General features: G+C 60.5%; 20 protein-coding genes. 10 read left to right on the forward strand and 10 right to left on the reverse strand.

Features of this window, described 5'->3' with window-relative positions:
• Positions 1–23 precede the first annotated feature (23 nt).
• Positions 24–566 carry a DUF2058 domain-containing protein gene (locus tag ICA15_RS15475; protein ID WP_150604233.1) on the forward strand — a complete coding sequence of 181 codons (543 nt, stop codon included), beginning with the start codon at positions 24–26 and terminating at the stop codon, positions 564–566.
• A gap of 70 nt (positions 567–636) precedes the next feature.
• Here the strand turns inward: ICA15_RS15475 and ICA15_RS15480 are convergent, their stop codons facing one another.
• The 6 genes from ICA15_RS15480 to ICA15_RS15505 form a co-directional block, all read right to left on the reverse strand.
• On the reverse strand, positions 637–825 hold the full coding sequence (locus tag ICA15_RS15480) for a hypothetical protein (RefSeq protein WP_008079144.1): 189 nt from the start codon (positions 823–825) through the stop codon (positions 637–639).
• 393 nt (positions 826–1,218) lie between these two features.
• Positions 1,219–2,439, reverse strand: a complete 1,221-nt coding sequence (fabB, locus tag ICA15_RS15485; protein WP_150604232.1) for a beta-ketoacyl-ACP synthase I — start codon at positions 2,437–2,439, stop codon at positions 1,219–1,221.
• A gap of 11 nt (positions 2,440–2,450) precedes the next feature.
• The gene (gene fabA, locus ICA15_RS15490) at positions 2,451–2,966 is read right to left on the reverse strand and encodes a 3-hydroxyacyl-[acyl-carrier-protein] dehydratase FabA (RefSeq protein ID WP_042560484.1); all 516 of its coding nucleotides are present in this window, start codon (positions 2,964–2,966) and stop codon (positions 2,451–2,453) included.
• A 247-nt stretch (positions 2,967–3,213) separates the two neighbouring features.
• A complete protein-coding gene (locus ICA15_RS15495; protein WP_210554054.1) occupies positions 3,214–5,118 on the reverse strand; it encodes a response regulator in 1,905 nt (634 codons plus the stop codon).
• Positions 5,115–6,047, reverse strand: a complete 933-nt coding sequence (locus ICA15_RS15500; RefSeq protein ID WP_210554053.1) for an ABC transporter substrate-binding protein — start codon at positions 6,045–6,047, stop codon at positions 5,115–5,117. The genes ICA15_RS15495 and ICA15_RS15500 overlap by 4 nt, the downstream gene beginning before the upstream one ends.
• 1 nt (position 6,048) lies before the next feature.
• Positions 6,049–8,172, reverse strand: coding sequence for a TonB-dependent receptor plug domain-containing protein (locus tag ICA15_RS15505; protein WP_210554052.1), 2,124 nt, complete (start codon positions 8,170–8,172; stop codon positions 6,049–6,051).
• Positions 8,173–8,368: 196 nt separating this feature from the next.
• Between ICA15_RS15505 and ICA15_RS15510 the strand changes: the two genes are divergently transcribed.
• The 5 genes from ICA15_RS15510 to ICA15_RS15530 all read left to right on the forward strand — a co-directional run bounded on the left by ICA15_RS15510 (position 8,369) and on the right by ICA15_RS15530 (position 12,521).
• Entirely contained in the window at positions 8,369–9,394 is a 1,026-nt protein-coding gene (locus ICA15_RS15510; RefSeq protein WP_150604228.1) for an NAD(P)H-dependent glycerol-3-phosphate dehydrogenase, read from the forward strand.
• 31 nt (positions 9,395–9,425) lie between these two features.
• Positions 9,426–9,773, forward strand: coding sequence for a DUF4389 domain-containing protein (locus tag ICA15_RS15515; protein ID WP_042560479.1), 348 nt, complete (start codon positions 9,426–9,428; stop codon positions 9,771–9,773).
• Positions 9,770–10,222, forward strand: coding sequence for a phosphohistidine phosphatase SixA (sixA, locus tag ICA15_RS15520; protein WP_150604226.1), 453 nt, complete (start codon positions 9,770–9,772; stop codon positions 10,220–10,222). Before ICA15_RS15515 ends, sixA begins: the two co-directional genes overlap by 4 nt.
• Before the next feature lie 168 nt (positions 10,223–10,390).
• Positions 10,391–12,046: an AMP-binding protein gene (locus ICA15_RS15525; RefSeq protein ID WP_210554051.1), complete on the forward strand. Its 1,656-nt coding sequence runs from the start codon at positions 10,391–10,393 to the stop codon at positions 12,044–12,046.
• A gap of 31 nt (positions 12,047–12,077) precedes the next feature.
• Positions 12,078–12,521 carry a hotdog fold thioesterase gene (locus ICA15_RS15530; RefSeq protein ID WP_150616045.1) on the forward strand — a complete coding sequence of 148 codons (444 nt, stop codon included), beginning with the start codon at positions 12,078–12,080 and terminating at the stop codon, positions 12,519–12,521.
• 32 nt (positions 12,522–12,553) lie between these two features.
• Here the strand turns inward: ICA15_RS15530 and ICA15_RS15535 are convergent, their stop codons facing one another.
• Complete coding sequence (locus ICA15_RS15535) at positions 12,554–15,307, reverse strand: RHS repeat-associated core domain-containing protein (RefSeq protein ID WP_224450885.1); 2,754 nt, start codon at positions 15,305–15,307, stop codon at positions 12,554–12,556.
• A gap of 477 nt (positions 15,308–15,784) precedes the next feature.
• Here ICA15_RS15535 and ICA15_RS15540 point away from each other — a divergent pair, with 477 nt between their 5' ends.
• The 4 genes from ICA15_RS15540 to ICA15_RS15555 all read left to right on the forward strand — a co-directional run bounded on the left by ICA15_RS15540 (position 15,785) and on the right by ICA15_RS15555 (position 19,474).
• Positions 15,785–16,591 (forward strand): alpha/beta fold hydrolase, encoded by an 807-nt coding sequence (locus ICA15_RS15540; RefSeq protein WP_210554050.1) that lies wholly within the window; start codon positions 15,785–15,787, stop codon positions 16,589–16,591.
• Entirely contained in the window at positions 16,588–17,442 is an 855-nt protein-coding gene (locus tag ICA15_RS15545) for an alpha/beta hydrolase (protein ID WP_210554049.1), read from the forward strand. Before ICA15_RS15540 ends, ICA15_RS15545 begins: the two co-directional genes overlap by 4 nt.
• Before the next feature lie 115 nt (positions 17,443–17,557).
• Entirely contained in the window at positions 17,558–18,364 is an 807-nt protein-coding gene (locus ICA15_RS15550; protein ID WP_150604293.1) for a DUF4892 domain-containing protein, read from the forward strand.
• A 69-nt stretch (positions 18,365–18,433) separates the two neighbouring features.
• Positions 18,434–19,474, forward strand: a complete 1,041-nt coding sequence (locus ICA15_RS15555; protein ID WP_210554048.1) for an AI-2E family transporter — start codon at positions 18,434–18,436, stop codon at positions 19,472–19,474.
• A gap of 982 nt (positions 19,475–20,456) precedes the next feature.
• Here the strand turns inward: ICA15_RS15555 and xopAW are convergent.
• The 3 genes from xopAW to ICA15_RS15570 all read right to left on the reverse strand — a co-directional run bounded on the left by xopAW (position 20,457) and on the right by ICA15_RS15570 (position 23,131).
• Complete coding sequence (gene xopAW / locus ICA15_RS15560; RefSeq protein WP_210554047.1) at positions 20,457–21,092, reverse strand: EF-hand domain-containing protein; 636 nt, start codon at positions 21,090–21,092, stop codon at positions 20,457–20,459.
• 228 nt (positions 21,093–21,320) lie between these two features.
• Entirely contained in the window at positions 21,321–22,370 is a 1,050-nt protein-coding gene (locus tag ICA15_RS15565; protein ID WP_210554046.1) for an ATP-binding protein, read from the reverse strand.
• Positions 22,370–23,131: a response regulator gene (locus tag ICA15_RS15570; protein ID WP_411959656.1), complete on the reverse strand. Its 762-nt coding sequence runs from the start codon at positions 23,129–23,131 to the stop codon at positions 22,370–22,372. The genes ICA15_RS15565 and ICA15_RS15570 overlap by 1 nt, the downstream gene beginning before the upstream one ends.
• Positions 23,132–23,300 lie beyond the last annotated feature (169 nt).

A 23,300-nucleotide genomic window follows, 5' to 3' on the forward strand; every position in this document is an offset into this window, starting at 1 on the left:
AACTGCCCAAGTGAGTAAGCACCATGAGTATTTCCCTTCGCGATCAGTTGCTCAAAGCAGGCCTGGTCAACCAAAAGCAGGCCAAGCAGGTCAGCAAGGACAAGCAGAAGCAGCAGCGTCTGGTCCACAAAGGTCAGATCGAGCTGGACGACTCGCAGCAGCGCGCCGCCCAGGAAGCCATGGCCGAGAAGGTCAAGCGCGACCAGGAGCTGAACCGCCAGCAGAAAGAGAAGGCCGAAGCCAAGGAGCGCGCCGCGCAGGTTAAGCAGTTGATCGAAGTCTCGCGTCTGCCGAAGCTGACCACCGAGGACTACTACAACTTCGTTGACGATAAGAAGGTCAAGCGCCTGTCGGTCAACACGCTGATGCGCAACAAGCTCAGCAGCGGTTCGCTGGCGATCGTGCATCATGCCGGCGGCTATGAAGTGATCCCCCGTGAAGCGGCCCTGAAGATCCAGGAGCGCGATCCACAGCGCATCGTGCAACTCAACGTGCAGACCGAAGAGGTCAACGCCGAGGACGATCCGTACGCGGCCTATCAGATCCCTGACGATCTGATGTGGTAAATCGCTAAGCCTGTAACAACGACAAACCCCGCTGATCGCGGGGTTTGTCGTTTTCAATGCTGTGGTTGATTCAGGCAGATCGTAAATCCCGTTGCTGTTCTTGCACTTCCAGTTCGGCCTTGTAGTTGTGGGCGTCGATTTCGTTGTGGAACATCCCGACCAGCAAGTCTTGTTGATGCACATCCCAGATCCGGATACCGGCGGCTACGCCTTCATGGGACATGTGTGAATCGTCGCGTTCAGTTACTTTTACAGTCATCTGCTAGCTCCAAATCTCAAGTTATCTGCAGCAAGGCGTGTGCAGGACTCTTTTATAGGATTTGTTAGGCAGCTAAGTAAACGGCTTATTCGCGCAAGGTGTTGTTGCGTATTTTGCAACAGTGCTGCAGGCCGCGTAATCCGCGACATTCGGTCGCAGGGCGGTAAGTTTCATGACAGAAGTTTCATTTTCAGAACACCGCATCCCCCTGTAGGAGTGAGCCTGCTCGCGATAGCGGAGTGTCAGTCACCGACGCTGTTGGCTGATCCACCGCTATCGCGAGCAGGCTCACTCCTACACAGGGATTTGTGTCGGCCATGAGTTTTCTTCAGCCAAAAAAAACGCCCCGAACCAGTCGGGGCGTTTTTTCATGTGTGGCTCAAGCCTTGGGAATTACTTGCCTTCCCAGCGCTTCATCACCAGCGTGGCGTTGGTGCCGCCGAAGCCGAAGCTGTTGCTCATCACGGTGTTGATGGTGGCGTTTTCGCGAGTCTTGGTCAGAATCGGCATGTCAGCCACTTCCGGGTCCAGCTCGTCGATGTTGGCGGAACCGGCAATGAAGTTGCCTTCCATCATCAGCATGCAGTAGATCGCTTCGTGAACGCCGGCAGCGCCCAGGGAGTGACCGGACAGGCTCTTGGTCGAGCTGATCGCTGGAGCCTTGTCGCCGAACACTTCACGCACACCTTTCATTTCCGCGACGTCGCCGACCGGAGTCGAAGTGCCGTGGGTGTTCAGGTAGTCGATCGGGGTATCAACGGTGGACATCGCCATCTGCATGCAGCGGATCGCGCCTTCGCCACTTGGGGCAACCATGTCGTAGCCGTCGGACGTCGCGCCGTAGCCAACGATTTCCGCGTAGATCTTCGCGCCACGGGCCAGAGCGTGTTCCAGCTCTTCAACCACGACCATGCCGCCACCACCGGCGATGACGAAACCGTCACGGTCGGCGTCGTAGGCACGGGAGGCTTTTTCCGGGGTGTCGTTACGCTTGCTGGACAGGGCGCCCATCGCGTCGAACAGGAACGACTGGCTCCAATGCTCTTCTTCACCGCCACCGGCGAAAACGATGTCCTGCTTGCCCATCTGGATCTGTTCCATGGCGGTACCGATGCAGTGAGCACTGGTGGCGCAGGCAGAAGCGATGGAGTAGTTCAGGCCCTTGATCTTGAATGGCGTGGCCAGGCAAGCGGAAACGGTGCTGCTCATGGTCCGCGTTACACGGTATGGGCCAACGCGCTTCACGCCTTTCTCGCGCAGGATGTCCAGCGCTTCCATCTGGTTCAGCGTGGAAGCACCGCCGGAGCCGGCGATCAGGCCGGTACGCGGGTTGGACACTTGCTCTTCGGTCAGGCCGGAGTCAGTGATCGCGTCTTTCATCGCCAGGTAGGCGTAAGCCGCGGCGTGGCCGACGAAGCGAAAGATCTTGCGATCGATCAGCTCTTCGAGGGGAAGGTCAATGGAGCCGGAAACCTGGCTACGCAGACCCATTTCGGCATATTCCGGGTTGAACCGGATGCCAGGGCGGCTTGCACGCAGGTTAGCGGAGACGGTCTCTTTGTCATTGCCCAGGCAAGAAACGATACCCAGACCAGTGATAACGACGCGGCGCATGCGGATAACCCTTAGAAGTTTTCAGTGGAGGTAAACACGCCGACCCGGAGGCCTTCGGCGGTGTAGATTTCGCGACCGTCCACAGAGACCGAACCGTCAGCGATTGCCAGGTTCAGCTTGCCCTTGAGGACGCGCTTGATTTGAATGTTATAGGTGACTTTCTTGGCGGTCGGCAGAACCTGGCCGAAGAATTTCACTTCGCCCGAACCCAGCGCACGGCCACGGCCCGGCAGACCTTGCCAGCCCAGGAAGAAGCCAACCAGTTGCCACATGGCGTCAAGGCCCAGGCAGCCCGGCATCACCGGATCGCCCTCGAAGTGGCAAGCGAAGAACCACAGGTCAGGGGTGATATCCAGCTCGGCGACCAATTCACCTTTGCCGTACTTGCCGCCTTCTTCGCTGATATGGGTGATGCGATCCACCATCAGCATGTTCGGGGCGGGCAGTTGCGCGTTACCTGGGCCGAACAGCTCACCGCGACTGCAGCGCAGCAGGTCTTCCCGAGTAAAGGCGTTTTGTTTGGTCATGCGAGCTCCTCAATAATCCCATGCGGCAGGTGGGGCAAATCTTCCCGACCGTTCGAAGCATTCATGCCTCGAACCGGCAGCCTACTCATAGACTATTGCGTTGTGGTGAAAGTCACAGCACCAAGGACATGAATGTACACTTGTGCACTGAAATTTTTAATCAAGCCTCTTTTGAGGCTCGTTCGGGTGCCTAAGACTGCCGCACTTTCGCTTTTCATGCCAGTCGCAGATGGTCGAAAAGCCGACACTAAGACACCCACCGCTGCAGAATCTGCTGCAGATCATTACGTTTGAACGGCTTGGCCAGATAATCGTTCATCCCCGCCGACAGACAGGTTTCCCGGTCGCCCTGCAAGGCATTGGCGGTCAGCGCGATGATCGGCACGTTGCCGCGTCCGGGCAGGCGGCGGATCTGCCGGGTCGCTTCATAGCCATCGATGATCGGCAGACGACAGTCCATCAGAATCACTTCGAACTCACTGCCCTCGACACTACGCACCGCCTGCACGCCATCGGTGGCGACACTGACAGTAAAGCCCAGACTGCGCAGCATCGCTTCAATAACCGTCTGATTGACCGGATTGTCTTCGACCAACAACACATGGCGCCCTTCACCATCGCCGCTGCCATTGAGCACCCGCGGCGCAGCCAATGGTGGCAATGCCTGCTTATATAGAGCCAGCGGAATTTCCAGGGTGAACACCGACCCAAGACCTTCCTCACTCTGCGCTCTTAATGTACCGCCCATGCGTTCGGCGAGTGTGCGGGCGATCGGCAGGCCCAGACCGGTGCCGCCGTAGCGTCGCGAAATCGAGCTGTCAGCCTGCTGGAACGCATTGAACATCAGCTCCAGGTGCTCGGACGAAATACCGATGCCACTGTCGCGCACCGAGCAGGTGAACCACAGCAATTCGTGATCCAGCGACTGCCACTGCGCCTCGATACTGACCCGGCCCTGTTCAGTGAACTTCAAGGCATTGCCGACCAGATTGACCAGAATCTGCCGGATGCGCGTCGGATCGCCCTGCACCTGCAGGCCGCGCATGTCTTCGGGAATCCGCAGGTTCAGCGCCAAGCCACGTTGCACTGCGCTGTGCTGGAACGACTGGGCGCACGCGCCGATCAGTTCGGCGAGGTTGAACGGAATATGTTCCAGCTCAAGCTCCGAACGCTCGATGCGTGAGAAGTCGAGGATGTCGTTGATCACCTTGAGCAAGTGTTCAGTGGACTCCGAGGCGAGCGCGGCGTACTCGATCTGCTCCTCGGTCATCTCGGTGGTTTCTAGCAATTGCAGCATGCCCAGCACGCCATTCATGGGCGTGCGCAGTTCATGGCTCATCATCGCCAGGAAGTCGGATTTGGCGTTGTTGGCTTTTTCCGCTTCCTCGCGAGTCTGGATCAGTTGCGCCATCGCCTGATGCTGTTCACGACTGGCCTGTTCCAGCGCCTGAGCGAGATTGTTGATGTGCTGCGACAGTGCGCCCAGTTCGGTGTCATCGACGATCGGCAGCGGGGTTTTAAAGTCGCCATCCTGGATCGCCTTGACCGCGTCGCCGATATTGCGAATCGGCTGCGACAGGCTGCCGGCCAGACGCCGCGCCAGGACAAACGTGAAGAGCAGGGCGAACAGCGCCAGAATCCCGGCCTTGAGCAGAATTTCCTGCTGGCGCTGACTGAAGGCATCGTTGGACAGACCAACGATCACTCGCCCCAGATAGTCCTCGCTGGCCGCGCCGCTGCTGACTTTGGCGTCCTGGAAAAAATCATTGTTCAGGGCAATTCGTTGCAGCCGTACCGGCGCCTGAAACACTTCGACCTGATGCGGACGACTGTGGGCATCCGCCGGTTGTTCGACATACACCAGAATCCGGTTGGCGCTGTCCTGTACTTCAAGGAAGCGCACGTTGGGCGTTGCCAGCGTCGCCTTGAGCAGACTTTCCAACACGTCGTTGTTGCCGGATATCACCCCGTATTCGGTGGCGGGCGCCAGTTGGTTGGCGATCAGTTGACCGGTGTGGTTGAGCTCCTGGCGCAAATCCTGAATGCGCACAAAGGTGAAGAAACTGATCAACAACAAGGTCAGCAACAGCGCCGGGCCCAGGCTGATCAGCTGAGTGCGGGTGTTGATATCCCAACGACGACGAAAATTCATGGGCGGCTTTCTCCTTCAGCCAACGCGCTGGCGACAGACGCTTCATTCAGCGGTTCGATACCCAAGGAACGAGCGACCTGGGCATTACTTGAGACCTTGAAGCGTTCGGGATAGAGCGATCGCGGCCAATGGATCGGCGGCTGGTCGAGCAACCGGTCGAGAACGCTCAGCCAATCGCTCTGGTCGCTGTAAGTGCTGGCCAGGCTGCCGGCGCGCACGAACGCAGCGTTTGGCCCGACCAGCGCCATTTGCCGGGAATAGCTGCTGAGCAGCAGATTTTTCGCGGTCTTCGGGTTGTACAGATCGGGGTCATCCAGGCCCAGCAGCACGTCGCTGTTTTTCAGCACGGCTTGCAGGGGGCGGCTGTCGTGAGTGTTGTCCCAGCGCTGGCTGACCACTTGCAGATTCAGCGGCTCGGCAGCCAGAAGCAGCTCTTTGAGGAGGAACTCGCTGTGTTCATCGAACAACACGCCAATCCTGCTCGCCTGAGGCAGGATGTGGCGGATCAACTGCAACTGTCGGCTCAGCGGCGGATCACTCCAGAGCAAACTCAGGTGCGCCGGTTGCGCGGCGCCGAGGCGTTGTCGGGCTTGCAGACGACTGATGCGCAACACCAGCGTCGCCGGGCCTTGAGGTTCTTGCAGGCGCCAGTCGAGGCTCGGCAGGTCGAGCAGAATCAGGCGCAGGCTGGCCGGCAATTTGCCTGGCGCAGGCAGACTGGCCAAGGGCTGGAAACGCACGTTGTCGGTGGGACGCAATTCACTCAGCGCCTGGACGAACGCCTGCACGCCGGGGCTTTCTTCGGCGCCGGTCAACAAAATGTCGGCGGCTTGCACCGCCACGCCGTGCAACCACACGGTCACAAACAGGCAAAGTCCGGCCAGCCAATGGCCGAGGGTCGGCGCCTTCCTTGACAGACCGTGGCGCATCCTAGAACTCCAGCTCGGCGCTGACATACATCACGCGGCGTTCGTCGTAATTGTTGTCGACGAAGGTGGTCGGCTCGTGATCGAGGCGCTGCTGCAGCACGCCCGCCAGTTCCAGTTGGGCCTTGCCCAGCGTGATGCGTTTGGCGATTCGCGTGTCGACGCGCTCGAAGCGATAGCCGTTGAGCGCGTTGTCGCCGTAATAGAAGAGGGCGCTGTTCCAGCCGTGACCCCAATCGCGCAGCCATCCGGCAGAACCGCTGTGACTGGCGGTGAATTGCTGATCCAGCGGATTGCTCGCCTCGGCGTCGACGTAAGCGTAAGTGAAGCGCAAGCGGTCGACCGTGTTAACGCGCCAGTCGAGTTGGGTTTCGGTGCCGCGAAAACGTGAGCTGTTGGCGTTGCTGGCGATGTACTGATTGTTGCGCAGCGGTTCGCTGATCATCCCGGTGATCTCGTCGTAGAACAGTTTGACGTCGACCGCCAGGCCCCATTCGGCAAAGTAGCCGTTGTAGCCCAGCTCTCGCGAGCGCATGTGTTCCTGGTCGAGATCGCCGGGGCCGCGGGTCTTGACGAAGTAGCGCGCCGAAGATTTGCCGTACGCCGAAGGTCGCAGTTTGCTGACCTGATAGCTCCAGTTGACGTTGTTCTCGAACATGTCCGGCGAGCGAATCGCCTCCGAGTACACCGCACGCAGGCCGTGACGCGGGTTGATCAAGTAATTGATCGCGAAGCGTGGGGTCAGCGAACTGCCGATCAGTTGCGTGTCCTCGAACATCGCGCCGCCCTGCAACAGCCAGTGTTCAGTGGCGCGCCACTCCAATTGGCCGAACGCCCGCCACGTAGTGTCGTCCAGCGTGCCGTTGAAGTAGGTCTCGGAATTGGCGCGGTCGTAACGATAGTTCAGGCCGCTGACCAGACGCAGGCTGTCGGACAAACTGAGGGTGTCTTGCAGTTCGAGGTCGTAGCGCGACTCGCGCGCGCTCTGGTCGATGTCGCCGCACAGGGTCTGACTGGCGCCGTTGCGCCACTGATCGAGCACTTGGTTGGCCAGAGCCATTTCCTGCGGCGTACCAGGTTCCGCGCCTGGACCGGTGAAGCGCGTGATGTTGCGCGCTAAACGTTCGGTGTAATTCGGGTTGAGCTGCCACAGCTGTGTCAGCTCCGGGCTGAACGACACCTCGGCATCACAGGCGCGCCATACCTGCTGACGATCCCAGTGCTGCGCCGAGCCTTGTATATAAAGACTGTGCTCGGGATTGATGTCGAGATTCCAGCGCACTGAACCGGCATAGTCCTTGGCCACCACGTCGGAATTGTTGCCGCTGTCAGTAATCCCCGAGAACACCGGGCGGTAGGTATAAGGCCGTTGATTGCTGCCGTCCTTCGCGTTGACCTGCCAGTCGAGGCTCTGGTTGTCAGTCAGCATGTGGCTGACCGCAAGGCTGAAGCGGTTCAAGCGGCGGCTGTCACGGTAATCGGCGCCCGTGCGATCGCTGTCGAAACCGTCATCCTCCTGGCCGGACAGCGACAGACGCAGATCACCGCCATTCCATCCGGTGCCCTGGCTGGCATAAAAATCGTTGATGCCGCGCTGGCCTCGGGTGATTTTCAGCCGTGTGCCGTGGCTGTCTGCCGGATTGCGGGTGATGATATTGACCACCGCCATCAGCGCGTTGGCGCCGTAGCTGACCGTGTTAGGGCCGCGAAAGACTTCGATGCGCTCGATGTCCTCCATGGCCACCGGCATATCGCTCCAGTCCACCGTGGCCAGACCTGCGCGGTACACCGAGCGGCCGTCGATCAATACCTGCATGCGCCGCGCTTCGGTGGCGTTGGTGCCGTGGTAATTGACCGCCGCCTGATTGCCGCTGATGTTGCCGACCATCATGCCCGGCACCAGCCGCAGCAGTTCGCTGATGTCGCGGGCGCCGCTGGCGCTGATCAATTCGCTGTCGAGTACGGTCATGCTCCCCGGCACTTCCGCCGGCGTCTGTTTCAGCCGAGTGGCTGTCAGTACCTGCGGCAGCGCCTGGCTGTCCATGAACAGGTCGTCCGCCAGCAATACCGGGCTGAACAACAGCGCCAGCAGCAGGGAAGAACGCGGTGGGGGAGGAGCAAAAAACACGACGCAGCCTATCGAGCGAAGAATTGGCGCGCATGTTAACCGAGGACAGCGACTTTTCTAATCACGTTGCAGGCATTTTCCTAGGTTTTATTGGTCTTCTTCCTACAAGTGTCGGTAATTGACGCAGGGGCTGGCCGCGACCGGGTCGCCCCGTATAATGCCGGCATCGCCACTGGTATGGATTAACGGATTGCATATGACTGAGCAGCGCCCGATTGCGGTCCTGGGAGGCGGAAGTTTTGGTACCGCCGTGGCCAACCTTCTGGCCGAGAACGGCCATCAAGTCTTGCAGTGGATGCGTGACCCCGAGCAGGCCGAGGCCATCCGGGTCAACCGCGAAAACCCGCGTTACCTCAAAGGCATCAAGATTCTGCCGGGCGTGACTGCGGTCACCGACTTGCAGCACACCCTCGACGCCTGCGACTTGTGCTTTGTCGCGCTGCCGTCCAGCGCACTGCGCGCAGTGCTCGCCGCGCACGCCGAGCGTCTGAGCGGCAAGATGCTGGTCAGCCTGACCAAAGGTATCGAAGCCCACACCTTCAAGCTGATGAGCCAGATCCTCGAAGAGATCGCCCCGCAGGCGCGCATCGGCGTGTTGTCCGGGCCGAATCTGGCGCGGGAAATCGCCGAGCACGCGCTGACGGCAACGGTGGTCGCCAGTGAAGACGAAGAACTGTGCAAACAGGTGCAAGCCGCGCTGCATGGCCGCACATTTCGTGTTTATGCCAGCGCCGACCGTTTCGGCGTCGAACTGGGCGGGGCGTTGAAAAACGTTTACGCGATTATCGCCGGCATGGCGGTGGCCCTGGAAATGGGCGAGAACACCAAGAGCATGCTGATCACCCGCGCCTTGGCCGAGATGACCCGGTTTGCGGTGAATCAGGGCGCAAACCCCATGACTTTCCTTGGTCTGGCGGGTGTTGGCGATCTGATCGTCACGTGCTCGTCGCCGAAAAGCCGCAACTATCAGGTCGGATTCGCCCTCGGCCAGGGCCTGAGCCTTGAGGAAGCGGTGTCGCGCCTCGGTGAAGTCGCCGAAGGGGTCAATACCCTGAAAGTGCTGAAAGCCAAGTCCCAGGAAGTCGGCGTCTACATGCCGCTGGTCGCCGGCTTGCACGCGATCCTGTTCGAGGGGCGCACGCTGGAACAGGTCATCGAGCTGTTGATGCGCGCCGAGCCGAAAACCGACGTCGACTTTATTTCCACCAGTGGTTTCAACTGACTGCTGTTATTCACGGGTAGGGGAGCTGAACATGAACGAATCAAAATCCGAAGCCAGGTACGAATCCATCCTCCTGCGGGTGTTGTGGATGATCGTCTACCTGCTGGTCTGGCAAGTGGCGCAGTTTATTCTCGGCGCGGTGGTGCTGGTGCAACTGATCTATCGTTTGATCTATGGCGCACCGAGCGCCAGCCTGATGAACTTCGGCGACAGTCTGAGCCAGTTTCTGGCGCAGATCGGCCGCTTCGGCAGTTTTCACAGCGACCAGAAGCCTTGGCCGTTTGCCGACTGGCCAGCGCCGCGTACGCCGGAAGGTGAGGCGCCACATGCCGTGCCGCCAGCACCGCATCCGGTTCGCGATGAGGAACCCAAGCTATGAAACTCTGGGTATTGCGTCACGGTGAGGCCGTGCCTTATGGCTCGTGCCCCGACTCCGAACGGGAACTGACCGAGCACGGTCGCAAGGAAGCCTTGAGCAGCGCGGCCCGATTGATCGGTCAGCCGCTGACGGCGATCTACGCCAGCCCCTACCTGCGCGCGCAACAGACCGCGCAGATTGTCCGCGAGGCGCTGGGCTTCGAACCCGAGATCCGCACGGTCGAGTGGCTGACGCCGGAGGTCGATCCGGACAAGGTCACCGATCAGCTGGTTTCGGTGAGCAATGTGCTGCTGGTCAGCCACAACCCGCTGGTGGGCAATTTGCTCAGCTATCTGCAGCATGGCGCCGGGTATCCGCCGGAGAAAGTCAGCACGGCGGGGTTGGCCGAGCTGGAGAGTGCTGAACTGCTGATCGGCTCGATGACCCTCAACAGCCTCAAGCATCCTTAAAGCAAAAGATCGCAGCCTTCGGCAGCTCCTACATGAGAATGCGATCCCATGTAGGAGCTGCCGAAGGCTGCGATCTTTTGATCTTGTTTCTTTTAGTAAAAATTCCAACCAAGCACTTGCTTGGTTGACTACGCTTGCTCCAGACCTAAAAAAACAGGAGCGAGTCGCATGTCTGCCGCATTCCGTTTGCCGCTGGACGTGTTTTACGAACGTGAAGCCCGGCATCCGCGCCAGCGCTTTCTTGTGCAGCCCATTGGTGGTGGCCAGGTCGACACGCTGACCTGGGCCGACGTCGGCCATCAGGCCCGCTGCGCCGCACACTGGCTGCGTGCACGGGAGTTGCCGCAAGGCAGCCACATCGCCCTGATCTCGAAAAATTGCGCGCACTGGATCATTGCCGATCTGGCCATCTGGATGGCCGGGCACGTGTCAGTGCCGCTGTATCCCAACCTGACGGCCGACTCCGTCGCTCAAGTGCTCAAACACTCGGAGAGTGTGCTGGCGTTTATCGGCAAACTCGATGACTGGCCGAGCATGTCGACAGGCGTGCCGGCGGGCTTGCCGACCATCAGCCTGCCGCTGCATCCGCCTGGCGATTTCGATTTCAGCTGGGCCGATTTGCAAAGCAGTTCGCCGATTCAGGACGATCCGCGTCCCGCCGCCGAGCAACTGGCGACCATCATCTACACCTCCGGCACCACTGGCCTGCCCAAAGGCGTGATGCACAGTTTTGCCAATCTGGGATTTGCCACCAGCCGGGGCACGCAGCTGTTCGGGCTCAACGAGAGCGATCGGCTGCTGTCGTACCTGCCGTTGTGCCATGTTGCGGAACGCATGTTCGTTGAAATGGCCTCGATCTATACCGGGCAGACAGTGTTCTTTGCCGAAAGCCTCGACACCTTCATCACCGATCTCAAGCGGGCGCGGCCGACGGCGATGTTCGGGGTGCCGCGGATCTGGACCAAATTCCAGATGGGCGTCTACAGCAAGATCCCGGCGAAGCGTCTGGATTTGCTGCTCGGTCTGCCCTTCATCGGCAAGCGTGTGGGGCATAAAGTGCTGGCGGGCCTGGGGCTGGACGCCTTGCGCGTGGCGCTTTCCGGTGCAGCACCAGTGCCGCAGACATTGCTCGCCTGGTATCAGAAACTCGGCCTCGATGTGCTGGAGGTCTACGGCATGACCGAGGGTTGCGGTTACTCGCACATCTGTTTGCCCGGCGAATACAAACAGGGCTGGATCGGCAAACCGTGCCCGGACGTCGAGGTGCGCATCGATGAATCCGGCGAGGTGCAGGTGCGCAGTCAGGCGAACATGCTCGGTTATTTCAAGGAACCGCAGAAAACCGCCGAGACCCTGACTGCAGACGGCTTTCTGCGCACCGGCGACAAGGGCGAACAGGATGCCGAAGGGCGCTTGCGCCTGACCGGGCGACTGAAGGAAATCTTCAAGACCAGCAAAGGCAAATACGTCGCCCCGGCGCCGATCGAAAACCGTTTGGCCGTGCACTCGCGCATCGAACAGGTGTGTGTGGTCGGTGATGGTTTGAGCGCGCCGCTGGGGTTGTGTGTGCTCTCGAGCGTCAATCAGGAAGAGCCTCGCGCGAGCCTGCATTCGAGCCTGGAAAAACTGCTGGAGGAGGTCAACGCCGTGCTCGACAAGCACGAGCGTCTGCGCCGGCTGGTGGTGGTCAAGGACAGCTGGGCGGTGGAAAACGGCTTCCTTACGCCGACCCTTAAAATCAAACGCAACGTCATTGAAGACACCTACGGCGCCCGTTTCGAAGAATGGAGCGCGCGCAGCGAGGCGGTGCTGTGGCAGGATTGAGCGACGACTAAAACAATAAAGGAAGTCAGCGATGAGCTTGTGGCGTACCACTCCCAACATCGAGCAGTTGAACGCGATCCAGAAAAACACCATCGGCGAAGTGCTCGACATCCGTTTCGAAGCGTTCGACGAGGAGTCGCTGACCGCGAGCATGGTCATCGACCACCGCACTCATCAGCCTTATGGCTTGCTGCACGGCGGCGCTTCGGTGGTGCTGGCGGAAACCGTCGGCTCGATGGCCAGTTATCTGTGCATCGATGCCAGCAAGTTTTATTGCGTGGGGCTCGAGATCAACGCCAACCATTTGCGCGGCCTGCGCAGTGGCCGGGTGACAGCGGTGGCCAAGCCGATTCACATCGGCCGTACCACGCATGTCTGGGATATCCGCCTGACCAGCGATGAAGGCAAGGCCAGTTGTGTGTCGCGGTTGACCATGGCGGTTGTGCCACTGGGGCAACAACCGCCGGCTCGATGAGGATCATGCGATTGAGTCGTCACATGTGCCGTCTAAAAGTGCAGATTTGATCGCGAGTATTTGCGTTGACCGGGCGCCGTTTCGCTGACGATGTAGAACACCTCTGTGGCGGCGGGGTCGTAGGCCTGATTGCTGGACATCGGCACCTCCTCCAGTTCGATGCCGCTGCCGACAGTGTTATTTTCCACATCCCAACGGGTCTGGCCCAGATCTGCGCTCAAGCCGGGAGTCGCAGTGGTGACAAATGTCGAGCGCAAGTCGCCAATCCCATTGGCGACCGCTCGACTGACTGCTGCCTGAGCATTGGCGTCCAATTTGTCAAAACCCGGTATTTGTGCGACCGCCAGGTTGGCCAGTTGACCCAGTGAGGAAAAGAAATGCCGGCTGCTGTACCCGACGACGGCTTTGGCCTTGTCGAGTGTCGGCCCGCTGCCTGTCGAGGGTTTGGTGGGCGTTCCCAAAAGGCCCCTTGCCGCGGAGGCTCCAGCTGCGCCGACGGCCGTCGCCGTGGCGGCGACCAAGGTTGATTGCAAGGCTTGTCCCGCAGGCTCGGCGCCAAACAACAGCGAGCCAGCATAGCCCAAGGCGCCACCCGCAGCACCCACGGCGCCCATGCTAGCGGCCCCGGTGCTGAAATCGGCACGGCCGACGGAGGGATTGCTCGGGCCGGCGTTGGCGAGAAATTGTGAAGACAGTTCGCGAAACACAGTCCCGAATGCGCTGCCGATTTGCGCGGCTGCAGCGGTATTGCCTAATGGGTCGAGAGCGCCGAGCAAAGAGGGGGCTGCCCCCAGTGCTGCGCCAAGAACAGTTCCGCCGACTTTAGCTAAAAAAGGTGCCATGCTGCCGGGATCATCGAAAGACAAGCGCGACTGTGCCCAGTTAGTGCTGGCGTACCCACTGATCGCTCCGGTGATGCCGCCCGCGATTGCACCGGCAATAGTTACTCCCGCGCCAAGGGGAGAGAGCGTTCCGGTGACGGTATATTGCGCACCGGCGGCAAGCAGGGCGCTGGGCAGTTCTCGGCCCGCGGTTGCTGCAGCCGCCTTGACCGTGTCGGAACCGGCGAGGCCTTGCAGGTCGACGAATCTGACCGGATTGCCGCGCACCATCGCAAACAGGTTCAGGCCATCGCCAATGCCTGCCGGGTCCGGGCTGAGCCAGCGCATCCACCAGTGGGCGTAAAAGCGTTGGCCGTAGTAATACAGGCCGGTAGCGTCGCGCTCTTGTCCTGAGTAACGCCGCGTCTTGTAGCTGGCCTGCACTTTGTCCTGACCGGCCCACCATGACGTGCCGCCATAAGGGAAATACTCTTCCTCGCTGATCAGTGCGGCGTCTTTGTCGAGCGTCAGCTGGCTGGAGCCCAGATGATTGCTGAGGCTGTAGTGAAACTGGTCGGCACCGTGGCCGCCGTTAGTCCAGTGGAGTACCTGCACGGAGCAGCGCCCAGCCTGTACGCAGATCACCTCCAGCGTTTCTTGCGGTGTCGTGCGGATTTCCAGTCCCGGCAAGTATCGGGTTTCGTGGGTTCGCGTGGTGACGCCGTTGTGGACCAGGCGAATTTTGCGTTGGCGTTGCCCGGCGACATCGTAGATGTAGCGTTCAAAATCGTTCGCCGCCTCCTTGCGCACGACCTGGTCAACCTGGCGCAGCCGCTGGTCGAGGCTCCAGCTCAGGTTCTGGCCGGCAAGCAGTTGATGCTGTTTGCCGCAGGCATCGAAACCGGCGGCGATTTCACTCTCGTCGGGCAGGCTGCCATCATCCTTTTGTGTCAGGCCCCGATTGCTGTACCTGGAAATCGCCATGCGCTGGGTCCAGCCCTGGCTGGCTGCGCCATGAATCAGTAGGGTCAGGTTGCCGCCAGCATCATAGGTGTATGTCTGTCGGTAATTTTCCAGTTGTCCGGGATCGGAGGGGGAGGTGAATACCGGTTCATGCGGGCCGTTGCGGGTGTTGATTCGCTGGCGACCGGTAGCCTCGATCAACTGATAAAGACTGTTGTAGGTAAACTCGCTGACGGGTTCGATCCTCTGGTTGCGAAAATAATAAGTGCGCTGAGCCGTGTCCTCGATCCGGAGAATATTGCCCACCTGATCGTATTGGTACAGCAGACGTTGCAGTGGCGGCTGACCGGGCAGGCCCGCGCGGATTTCCAGAAGCCGGCCGTCCCGCGTGTCGTACAGGTTTTCGCTGGTCACGCCATTGCCGGCAGTCTGTCGCAGGATCTGATTACCGGCGCTGTACTGAATGCCGTGCAATAGCGGTGCAGCATTCGAATCCCCGGCCTGTTGCAGTCGAACACTACTGAGCTGACCTGCGACGTTCAGATCGGAAAACTGCACATTACCTTTCGCATCTTCCACGCAGAGCGTGTTGCCTATGGCGTTGAAGGCTGTGCGCGTTATGGCTCCGCTGCCGGGTTCGTGGAGCAGGTCTCTCTCGGCCTCGGCAACCGGCCAGTGCGGCTCATCCAGAGTTTCAAGAAAGTATCGGGTCTGGGAAGCGACGCCGCCCGTCAGTGCGTAGCTTGAAAAAAGTATTGAGCCAGCACTGTCGTCAATACGAACCACTCTGCCGCATTGATTGTGCGAGGCGAACGGCGCGGCGTTGTCGCCGTACGTGTAAAACGCACTGTTTCTTGCCGGCCCGCCATGAGCCAGTTCGATCCTTTTGACCGGGCGCAACATGAGGTCATATTCGGTTCGGACCTCAGTCAACAGGCTGTCCCAGCCGACAACCGTCTCTTTGGCTAACCCTGGCAATATCAGACGACTGCCCGCATCCACGCTGTCGCTGCGCAGAGCCACACCCGTCAGTCCGTGGATGGTTTGCAGGTTGGGTCGGGCGTCTGGTTCAGTCTTCAACAGTTCGTGCAGGCGGGGATCAAGGCTGACCGTCGGGCGACCTGCGGCATCATAGGTTTGTCGGTAAATCCGCGGTTGCGCCTCGGCGCCGGGGACTTCGCGGCAGTAGGACACCGAGGCGATGTCGAGTCCGCGAGGATCCCGTACAGAAACTGTTGGCGTTTTGGCATGCATGGTGGCGCCCCCGAGAACGCTGTGAACTGTCAGCATTCATCCGCCTTTGCCGGACGCTCGTCAACTGTCAGAACTAACAGGTAAGGGCTGTTTTTCGACGATATTTTCGGATTGTTTTCATCGATGAAACGACGCTGTCATCATTCCTGGCAGTTACGGTCATTGCTGTAGCCTCCGGTCTTGCGGACAATCAACGCCACGTTTCCCGCTCATGGATTTGCCAGCATGTCGCAACCTATCTTTTTCGCCCACGCCAACGGGTTTCCTTCGGGCACCTACGGCAAGTTGTTCGCGGCGCTGGCGCCCGAGTATCGGGTCGCGCATCTGGAGCAGCATGCTCATGACCCGCGTTTCCCGGCAGATGACAACTGGTACAACCTTGTCGACGAATTGATCCACCATTTGCAGCAGCAAGACCAGCCAGTGTGGGGCGTCGGCCACTCCTTTGGCGGTGTGCTGCACCTGCATGCGGCGTTGCGTTGCCCTGAGTTGTATCGCGGTGTGGTGATGCTCGATTCGCCGGTGCTGACCCGCACCGACCAATGGGTGATCCGCGCCGCCAAGCGCTTCGGCTTCATCGACAGACTGACCCCGGCCGGCCGCACCCTTGGCCGACGTGAAGAATTTACCGACCTCGCCAGCGCGCGCAGCTATTTCGCCGGCAAGAGCCTGTTTCGCGGGTTCGACCCGGAATGCTTCGATGCCTACCTGCAGCATGGCTTGCACCAGGTGGGCGACAAACTGCGCCTGCGCTTCGACCCGGCCACCGAAATCAGCATTTATCGCGGCGTGCCGCACACCAGCCCCGGCCGCACCCGCCAGTTGCAAGTGCCGCTGGCGGTGGTGCGTGGGCACACCAGCCGTGTGGTCATGCGTCATCACACGCGCTTCGTTTCGCGTCTTGCCCAAGGTGAAGCGCTGAGCATGCCCGGTGGCCATATGTTTCCCCTGGAGCGTCCGCAAGACACCGCACGGCTGTTGAAGAATCTGTTTACGCGCTGGGAAAACCCCCTGGACAAGGATTGCGCATGACCCCGACCTTCGAAGAAGTGCGCCTGAGCCTGCCGCATATCGAGTTGGCAGCGCATTTGTTCGGCCCCGAAGACGGTGTGCCGGTGATTGCCTTGCATGGCTGGCTCGACAACGCCAACAGCTTTGCCCGTCTCGCGCCGAAGCTCAAAGGCCTGCGCATTATCGCGCTGGACATGGCTGGACACGGGCATTCCGGGCATCGGCCGCACGGCGCCGGGTATGCGCTGTGGGACTACGCCCATGACGTATTGCAAGTCGCCGAGCAACTGGGCTGGAAGCGTTTCGGCCTGCTCGGGCATTCCATGGGCGCGATTGTTTCCATGGTGCTGGCGGGATCGTTGCCGGATCGGATCACTCATCTGGCGTTGATCGATGGGGTGATTCCTCCTACAGACAAGGGCGAAAACGCTGCCGAGCGCATGGGCATGGCCCTGCAAGCGCAACTGGATCTGCGCGACAAGCGCAAACCGGTCTACAACACCCTCGACCGTGCCATCGAGGCGCGGATGAAAGGCCTGGTCGCGGTCAGTCGGGAGGCCGCAGAGTTGCTGGCCCAGCGCGGCTTGATGCCGGTACCCGGCGGTTACACCTGGCGCACCGACAATCGCCTGACCCTGCCATCGCCACTGCGCCTGACTCAGGAGCAGGCGATGGCCTTCGTCCAGCGCATCGGTTGCCCGGCGCAATTGGTGGTCGCGGCGGACGGCATGCTGGCCAAGCATCCTGAGCTGCTGGAGCGTCTACCCTTTAGCCGGGAACAGCTGCCCGGCGGGCACCATTTGCACCTGAACGACGAGGCCGGTGCGGATCTTGTCGCAGACTGTTTCAATCGGTTCTTCGCCATTCCTTGACTTGCACCGGGCAACTGTCGAGGCTGGGCGGGTTGAAATGGGAGACAACCACGATGGATTTCTATACCGCTACGACCCCGATCCGCCAAGCCATGCCGATCCGATGAGCCTGACTATGCGGTCACTCAGTCTGTTGGCGCTGTGCTGCTTCAGTTCCATTTCGTTCGCCGCCGATGTGCCGGGCAGTCAGGATCTGCAGATCGTGCCGCGACTGGCCGACGCGCAAATCGTCGACTATCGCGCTCCGGCAGAGCAGGAGCGGATTTACCCCTTGGGCTCGATCCGCAAGATCAGCGGCCAGTTGCGCTTTGACGGCCAGGTCACTGCCCGTGGCCAGACGACCTCGGTCACTTACGAGTTGCCACCCGAACACGCCGCCACCGAAGCCTTCACCGCCGCCCGCGAAGCCCTGCAAAAGCAGGACGCCGAGTTGCTGTTCTGGTGCCAGGCCCGCGACTGCGGCGAAAGCAGCCTGTGGGCCAACGAGGTGTTCGGCAATGCCAAGCTGTACGGTGCCGACGAACAACAGGCGTATTTGTTGCTGAGGCTGGCCGCACCGCGGGACAACACGCTGGTGGCGCTCTACAGCATCACGCGGGGCAATCGCAAAGCCTATCTGCATGTCGAACAGTTCGAAGCGGCTGCGCCGCTGGGCGAGTTGCTGCCGACGTCGGCGACCCTGCTGCGCCAGCTCAAGAGCACGGGTGAGCTGGATTTCCCCAAACTCGTGAATGACCCGGATGACACCTGGTTGCGCCTGATTTCTCGTGGACTGAATCTCGATACCACGCAGCGGGTGACAGTGTCGGGGCCCAAAGCCGAGGCCTGGCGCCAGGCATTGATCAATCAGGGCGTGCGCGCGGCGCGGATGGAAACCGGCAAGGTCGATGGCACAGGTTTGCGCATTGATCTGTTGCGATAAGCTGCATCGGGCGGGCACGCGCAGCATGTTCGCCTACTCTTTGCCTGACTGACTTTTTCGAGACCTTACATGCTCAATAACGATCGACTGCTGGTGCAGATCCTGCTGCTGGTGTTGTTTGGCGCCAGCCTGTGGGTGATGGCGCCGTTCTGGTCGGCGCTGTTCTGGGGCGCAGTACTGGCGTTTGCCAGTTGGCCGCTGATGCGTCTTTTGACCCGGCTACTCAATGGCCGCGAATCACTCGCGGCGGCGATTCTGACCCTGGGCTGGATGTTACTGGTGGCGGCGCCGCTGGTCTGGCTGGGCTTCAACCTCGCCGATCATGTGCGTGACGCGACGGCGTTCATCAAGGATGTGCAGGTAGATGGGTTGCCGGAGGCGCCGACCTGGCTCGGCAGTGTGCCGCTTGTGGGCGAACGGCTGGTCGGCATTTGGGACAGCATCGATCAGCAGGGCGCTGCGTTGATGGTGTCGATCAAGCCTTATCTGGGGCAGGTCGGTAACTGGTTGCTGGCGCGCAGTGCGCAGATCGGCGGCGGAATTCTCGAGCTGACGCTGAGCATTGTCTTTGTGTTCTTTTTCTATCGCGACGGGCCGCGTCTGGCGGCGTTCGTGCACGGTTTGCTGGAGCGTTTGATCGGTGATCGCGCCGGGTACTACATCGAACTGGTTGCCGGAACGGTGCAGCGGGTGGTCAACGGGGTGATCGGCACGGCAGCGGCGCAGGCGGTTCTGGCGTTGATCGGGTTCCTGATTGCCGGGGTGCCGGGTGCGCTGGTGCTGGGGATCGTGACGTTTCTGCTGAGTCTGATTCCGATGGGGCCACCGTTGGTGTGGGTGCCGGCCACGGCTTGGCTGGCCTGGAAGGGCGAGTATGGGATGGCGGTGTTTTTGGGGATCTGGGGCGCGTTGATCATCAGTGGCGTGGATAACGTGTTGAAACCTTATCTGATCAGCCGAGGCGGGAATTTGCCGTTGGTGATTGTGTTGCTTGGGGTGTTTGGCGGGTTGATTGCGTTTGGGTTTATCGGGTTGTTTATCGGGCCTACGCTTTTGGCGGTGGCTTATAGTTTGTTGACGGACTGGAGTAAGAGTCAGGCTCGGGTTTAGGGGCGCTTTGAGGTGTGTATATCCGTTTTTGTGGTGATGGCTGATTAGGGTTCCGCCCTTACGGCGGGTCACTTTTTCCAGACGCCGGGGTGCCGGCCCAGCGAAAAAATAACCAAAAAGGCTTTACCCTGAGGTACGGCCCTCGCTGTGGCTCGGGTTCCTTCGCTGCGGAATTGATCCGGGGGCATCGCCTCCGGTTTGCTTCGCTGCACCTCCTCTCGATGTGTTCGACTTCGTCGAACGGTCGCTGCGCTCCCAACCCCGGATCAATCCCTCCACTCAGCCTGCCGACGGGCTCCGAGATCAAGATCAAGAGCGGTACTCGAGCTTGCGCTCATTGTGTTGAGTGGTGGGAGAGCATGCGGTCGGCTTTTGTTCGGTGTTGGATTCACCCCTCTCCCCGAGGAGAGGGAGCCGATGTGTGAGGCTTTCAGAATCTGAGTTCGACTCGGTATCCCACGTCGGCGCACCTTGCCCAATCACCTCAATCAGTCCCCTCTCCCTCCGGGAGAGGGCTAGGGTGAGGGGCTCTTGATCTGGCCTTGGCTCTTGATCTGGCTCTTGATCTGGCTCTTGATTTTTTGCCCCATCGGCAGGCCGAGCGTAGGTGTTCATCAGGGGGTAGGCGCGCAGCGCCGTGCGGCGAAGCCGCATACATCGAGAGGAGGTGCAGCGAAGCAAACCGTAGGCGATGCCCCCGGATGGACACCGTAGCGAGGGAACACTGAGCCTCAGCGAAGTGCCGAACGTCAGGGGGCAGCCTTTTTGGTTACTTTTTCGGCGTCTGGAAAAAGTGACCCGCCGTAAGGGCGGAACCCTAAGCAGCCGTTACCGCAGCAACGGATATGCCCCCACCCCCCCAACCCCCACACACATGCAAGAACCGCCAAACGCCACGATCTGTTGATCTTGCTAATAATTCAAAAAGCAAAATCAAAAGATCGCAGCCTCGTTCCACTCGACAGCTCCTACAGTAGGCGGGTTACGTAGCGACGTTGAGGTACTTGCCCACTGGCGCCGCATTATCCAGCGAGTACTGCTTGCTCAAGTTGGCAATCATGCGGTTCAACGCTTCAGAGCTGGTCTGGACACTGGCGGTCTGCTCTTCGTCAGGACGTTCACGCCCTGCCTGCAAAGCCGCTTTCAACTCATCGCTGCTCACGCCGCCGCTGCTGTCGCTATCCAGTACCTTGAGCAACGCAGCACTGTCATCGGTGCTACCGGCGCTGGTCAGGCCGCTGCTGAGTTCATCGTTGCTGATGGCGCCGTCGCCGTCAGTGTCGAGGGCGCTGATCAGGGCGTCGGCCAGGTCGGTGTTGGGAGCTTGGTCTTGCGGCGGTGGTGGTGGCGGCGGCGCCATGGCCGTCATTTCTTCGGCGTTGAGGCTTCCGCTGCCGTCGCTGTCCAGGTCGCCGAATTGTTTGCTCAGGTTGACGAGCAGGCCGTCGTCGGACTTTTGCGACAGGGCGCTGTTCAGTTCGTCCTGATCCACCGCGCCGTCGCCGTTGCTGTCGAGTTTGGCGAACAGGTCTTTTTGCAGTTGCTGGCTGCGGGCGTTTTGCGTGGCGGTGCTGTTGGTGCTGGTATAGCTCGTGTAGTTGCTGACGCTACCGATCATCGGGCTCACTCCTTGGACTGGAAAACCGGTGGGCGTACCGGCTTATGCAGCCTCAAGGTGCAAGTTGTCGTGGGTATGTGGAGTTTGTACCGGCTGGTACACAGATCGAACGATTACCATTGAACCTGTAGGAGTGAGCCTGCTCGCGATGACGGCGTGTCAGTCGACATCAATATCGACGGATGTACCGCTATCGCGAGCAGGCTCACTCCTGCAGGGTGGGTGTTTTCAGGTGCGGGGCAGACGAATGATCGCTGTGAGACCACCGCCCGGTGTTTCTTCCAGGTTCAATTGCCCGCCCAGTCGTTGCGCGGCTTCCCGGGCGATGGTCATGCCCAGCCCGACCCCACCGGAATTGCGGTTGCGCGATCCTTCCAGACGAAAGAACGGTTCAAACACCGCTTCACGTTTGTCCTCGGCAATCCCCGGCCCATGGTCGATCACGCGGATCAGCAGTTGCTCGCGCTGATCGTGCAATTCGATGCGCGCCTGCCCGGCGTAACGCAGGGCGTTATCCATCAGGTTGTTGAGGCAGGACCGCAGCGCCATCGGCTGCACCGGCAGCGGTGCGCAGTGGCCGCTGACGTGTACGTCTGCGCCCTGGTCCTGAGCGTTTTCGCACAATGATTCGACCAGCGCCTGCACGTCCATCAGCTGCAGGACTTCGCTGGTGCGTTGCTCGTGCAGGTAGGTGAGAGTGGCGTCGAGCATGGCGATCATGTCGTTCAGGTCCTGGCGCATCTGGCTTTGCAGCTTGTCGTCGCTGATGTTTTCCAGGCGCAGTTTCAATCGTGACAAGGGTGTGCGCAGGTCATGGGACACCGCGCCGAGCATGCGCGCGCGCTGTTGGACTTGTTCGCGAATGCGCCGCTGCATCAAGTTGAAGGTGTGCGCCGCTTGCCGCGCCTCGCGTGGGCCGGACTCATCCAGCGGTGGGCTGTCGAGGTCTTCGCTGAGCCTTTCAGCGGCGTCGCTCAGGCGCTGGATCGGTCGACTGAGCAACTTGGCGCCGTACCAGGCGGCGATCATCAAGGTGATGAACTGAAAAGTCAGCGGCACGATCGGGCCGCCGAACCAGGGGCGCGGTGGGCGTGGTGGGTAGCGCGGATCGTGTGGCGGCTGTTGGCCTTCGATGTTCTGGGAAAATTCCGGTGGCGGCGGAGGCGGGGGTGGGCCGTAGAGGCGGAACCAGGTAAAAGCGAGCAAGTGCGCCAGGACGATCGCCAAGAACAGCACGCCAAACAGACGGCCGAACAGCGTGTCGAAGCGCGCTCGCATCAGCCGATGTCTCGGGCGTCGAACAGGTAACCTTCACCGCGCACGGTTTTGATCAACTGCGGGGCTTTTGGATCGTCGCCGAGTTTCTGTCGCAGGCGCGAGACCAGCAAGTCGATGCTGCGGTCGAACGCTTCGATCGAGCGACCGCGCGCAGCGTCGAGCAATTGTTCGCGGCTGAGTACCCGGCGCGGACGTTCGATAAACACCCAGAGCAGGCGAAATTCGGCGTTGGACAGCGGCACCACGAGGCCATCGTCGGCGACCAGTTGGCGCAGGACGCTGTTCAGACGCCAGTTGTCGAAGCGGATGTTCGCCCGCTGCTCGGTGCGATCATCGCGCACGCGGCGCAGGATGGTCTGGATTCGCGCGACGAGTTCGCGTGGCTCGAACGGTTTGGCCATGTAGTCGTCGGCGCCGAGTTCGAGGCCGATGATGCGGTCGGTGGGCTCGCAGCGTGCGGTGAGCATCAGGATCGGGATGTCCGATTCGGCGCGCAGCCAGCGGCACAGCGACAAGCCGTCCTCGCCGGGCAGCATCAGGTCCAGCACCACCACATCGAAATGCTCGGCTTGCATGGCCTGGCGCATCGCTGTGCCATCAGTGACGCCGCTCGCGTGGATGTTGAAACGCGCGAGGTAGTCGATCATCAATTCGCGGATCGGCACGTCATCGTCGACGATCAGTGCACGAATGCTCCAGCGCTTGTCGTCTTTTTGCTCATCCGTCATGGTGGTTTGGGTGTTGTGCATGGGGCTGTTCATCTGCCAGTAGGCCGCCAACCACAAAGATGGGCTGCGAGGTGGTGGTTTCAGCATAGGCGTCCGGCGGTGAGGCGGGAAGTGCTGATGTAAGGACGTGTTGCGGCTGGCGAGGCTAGCGCGGGCGCGTGTTGGCGACATGTCGGCTGTGTATCGGAGTCGACACAATAGC

It is taken from the genome of Pseudomonas sp. P116 (assembly GCF_020149425.1).
GTDB classification, from domain to species: Bacteria; Pseudomonadota; Gammaproteobacteria; order Pseudomonadales; family Pseudomonadaceae; genus Aquipseudomonas; species Aquipseudomonas anatoliensis.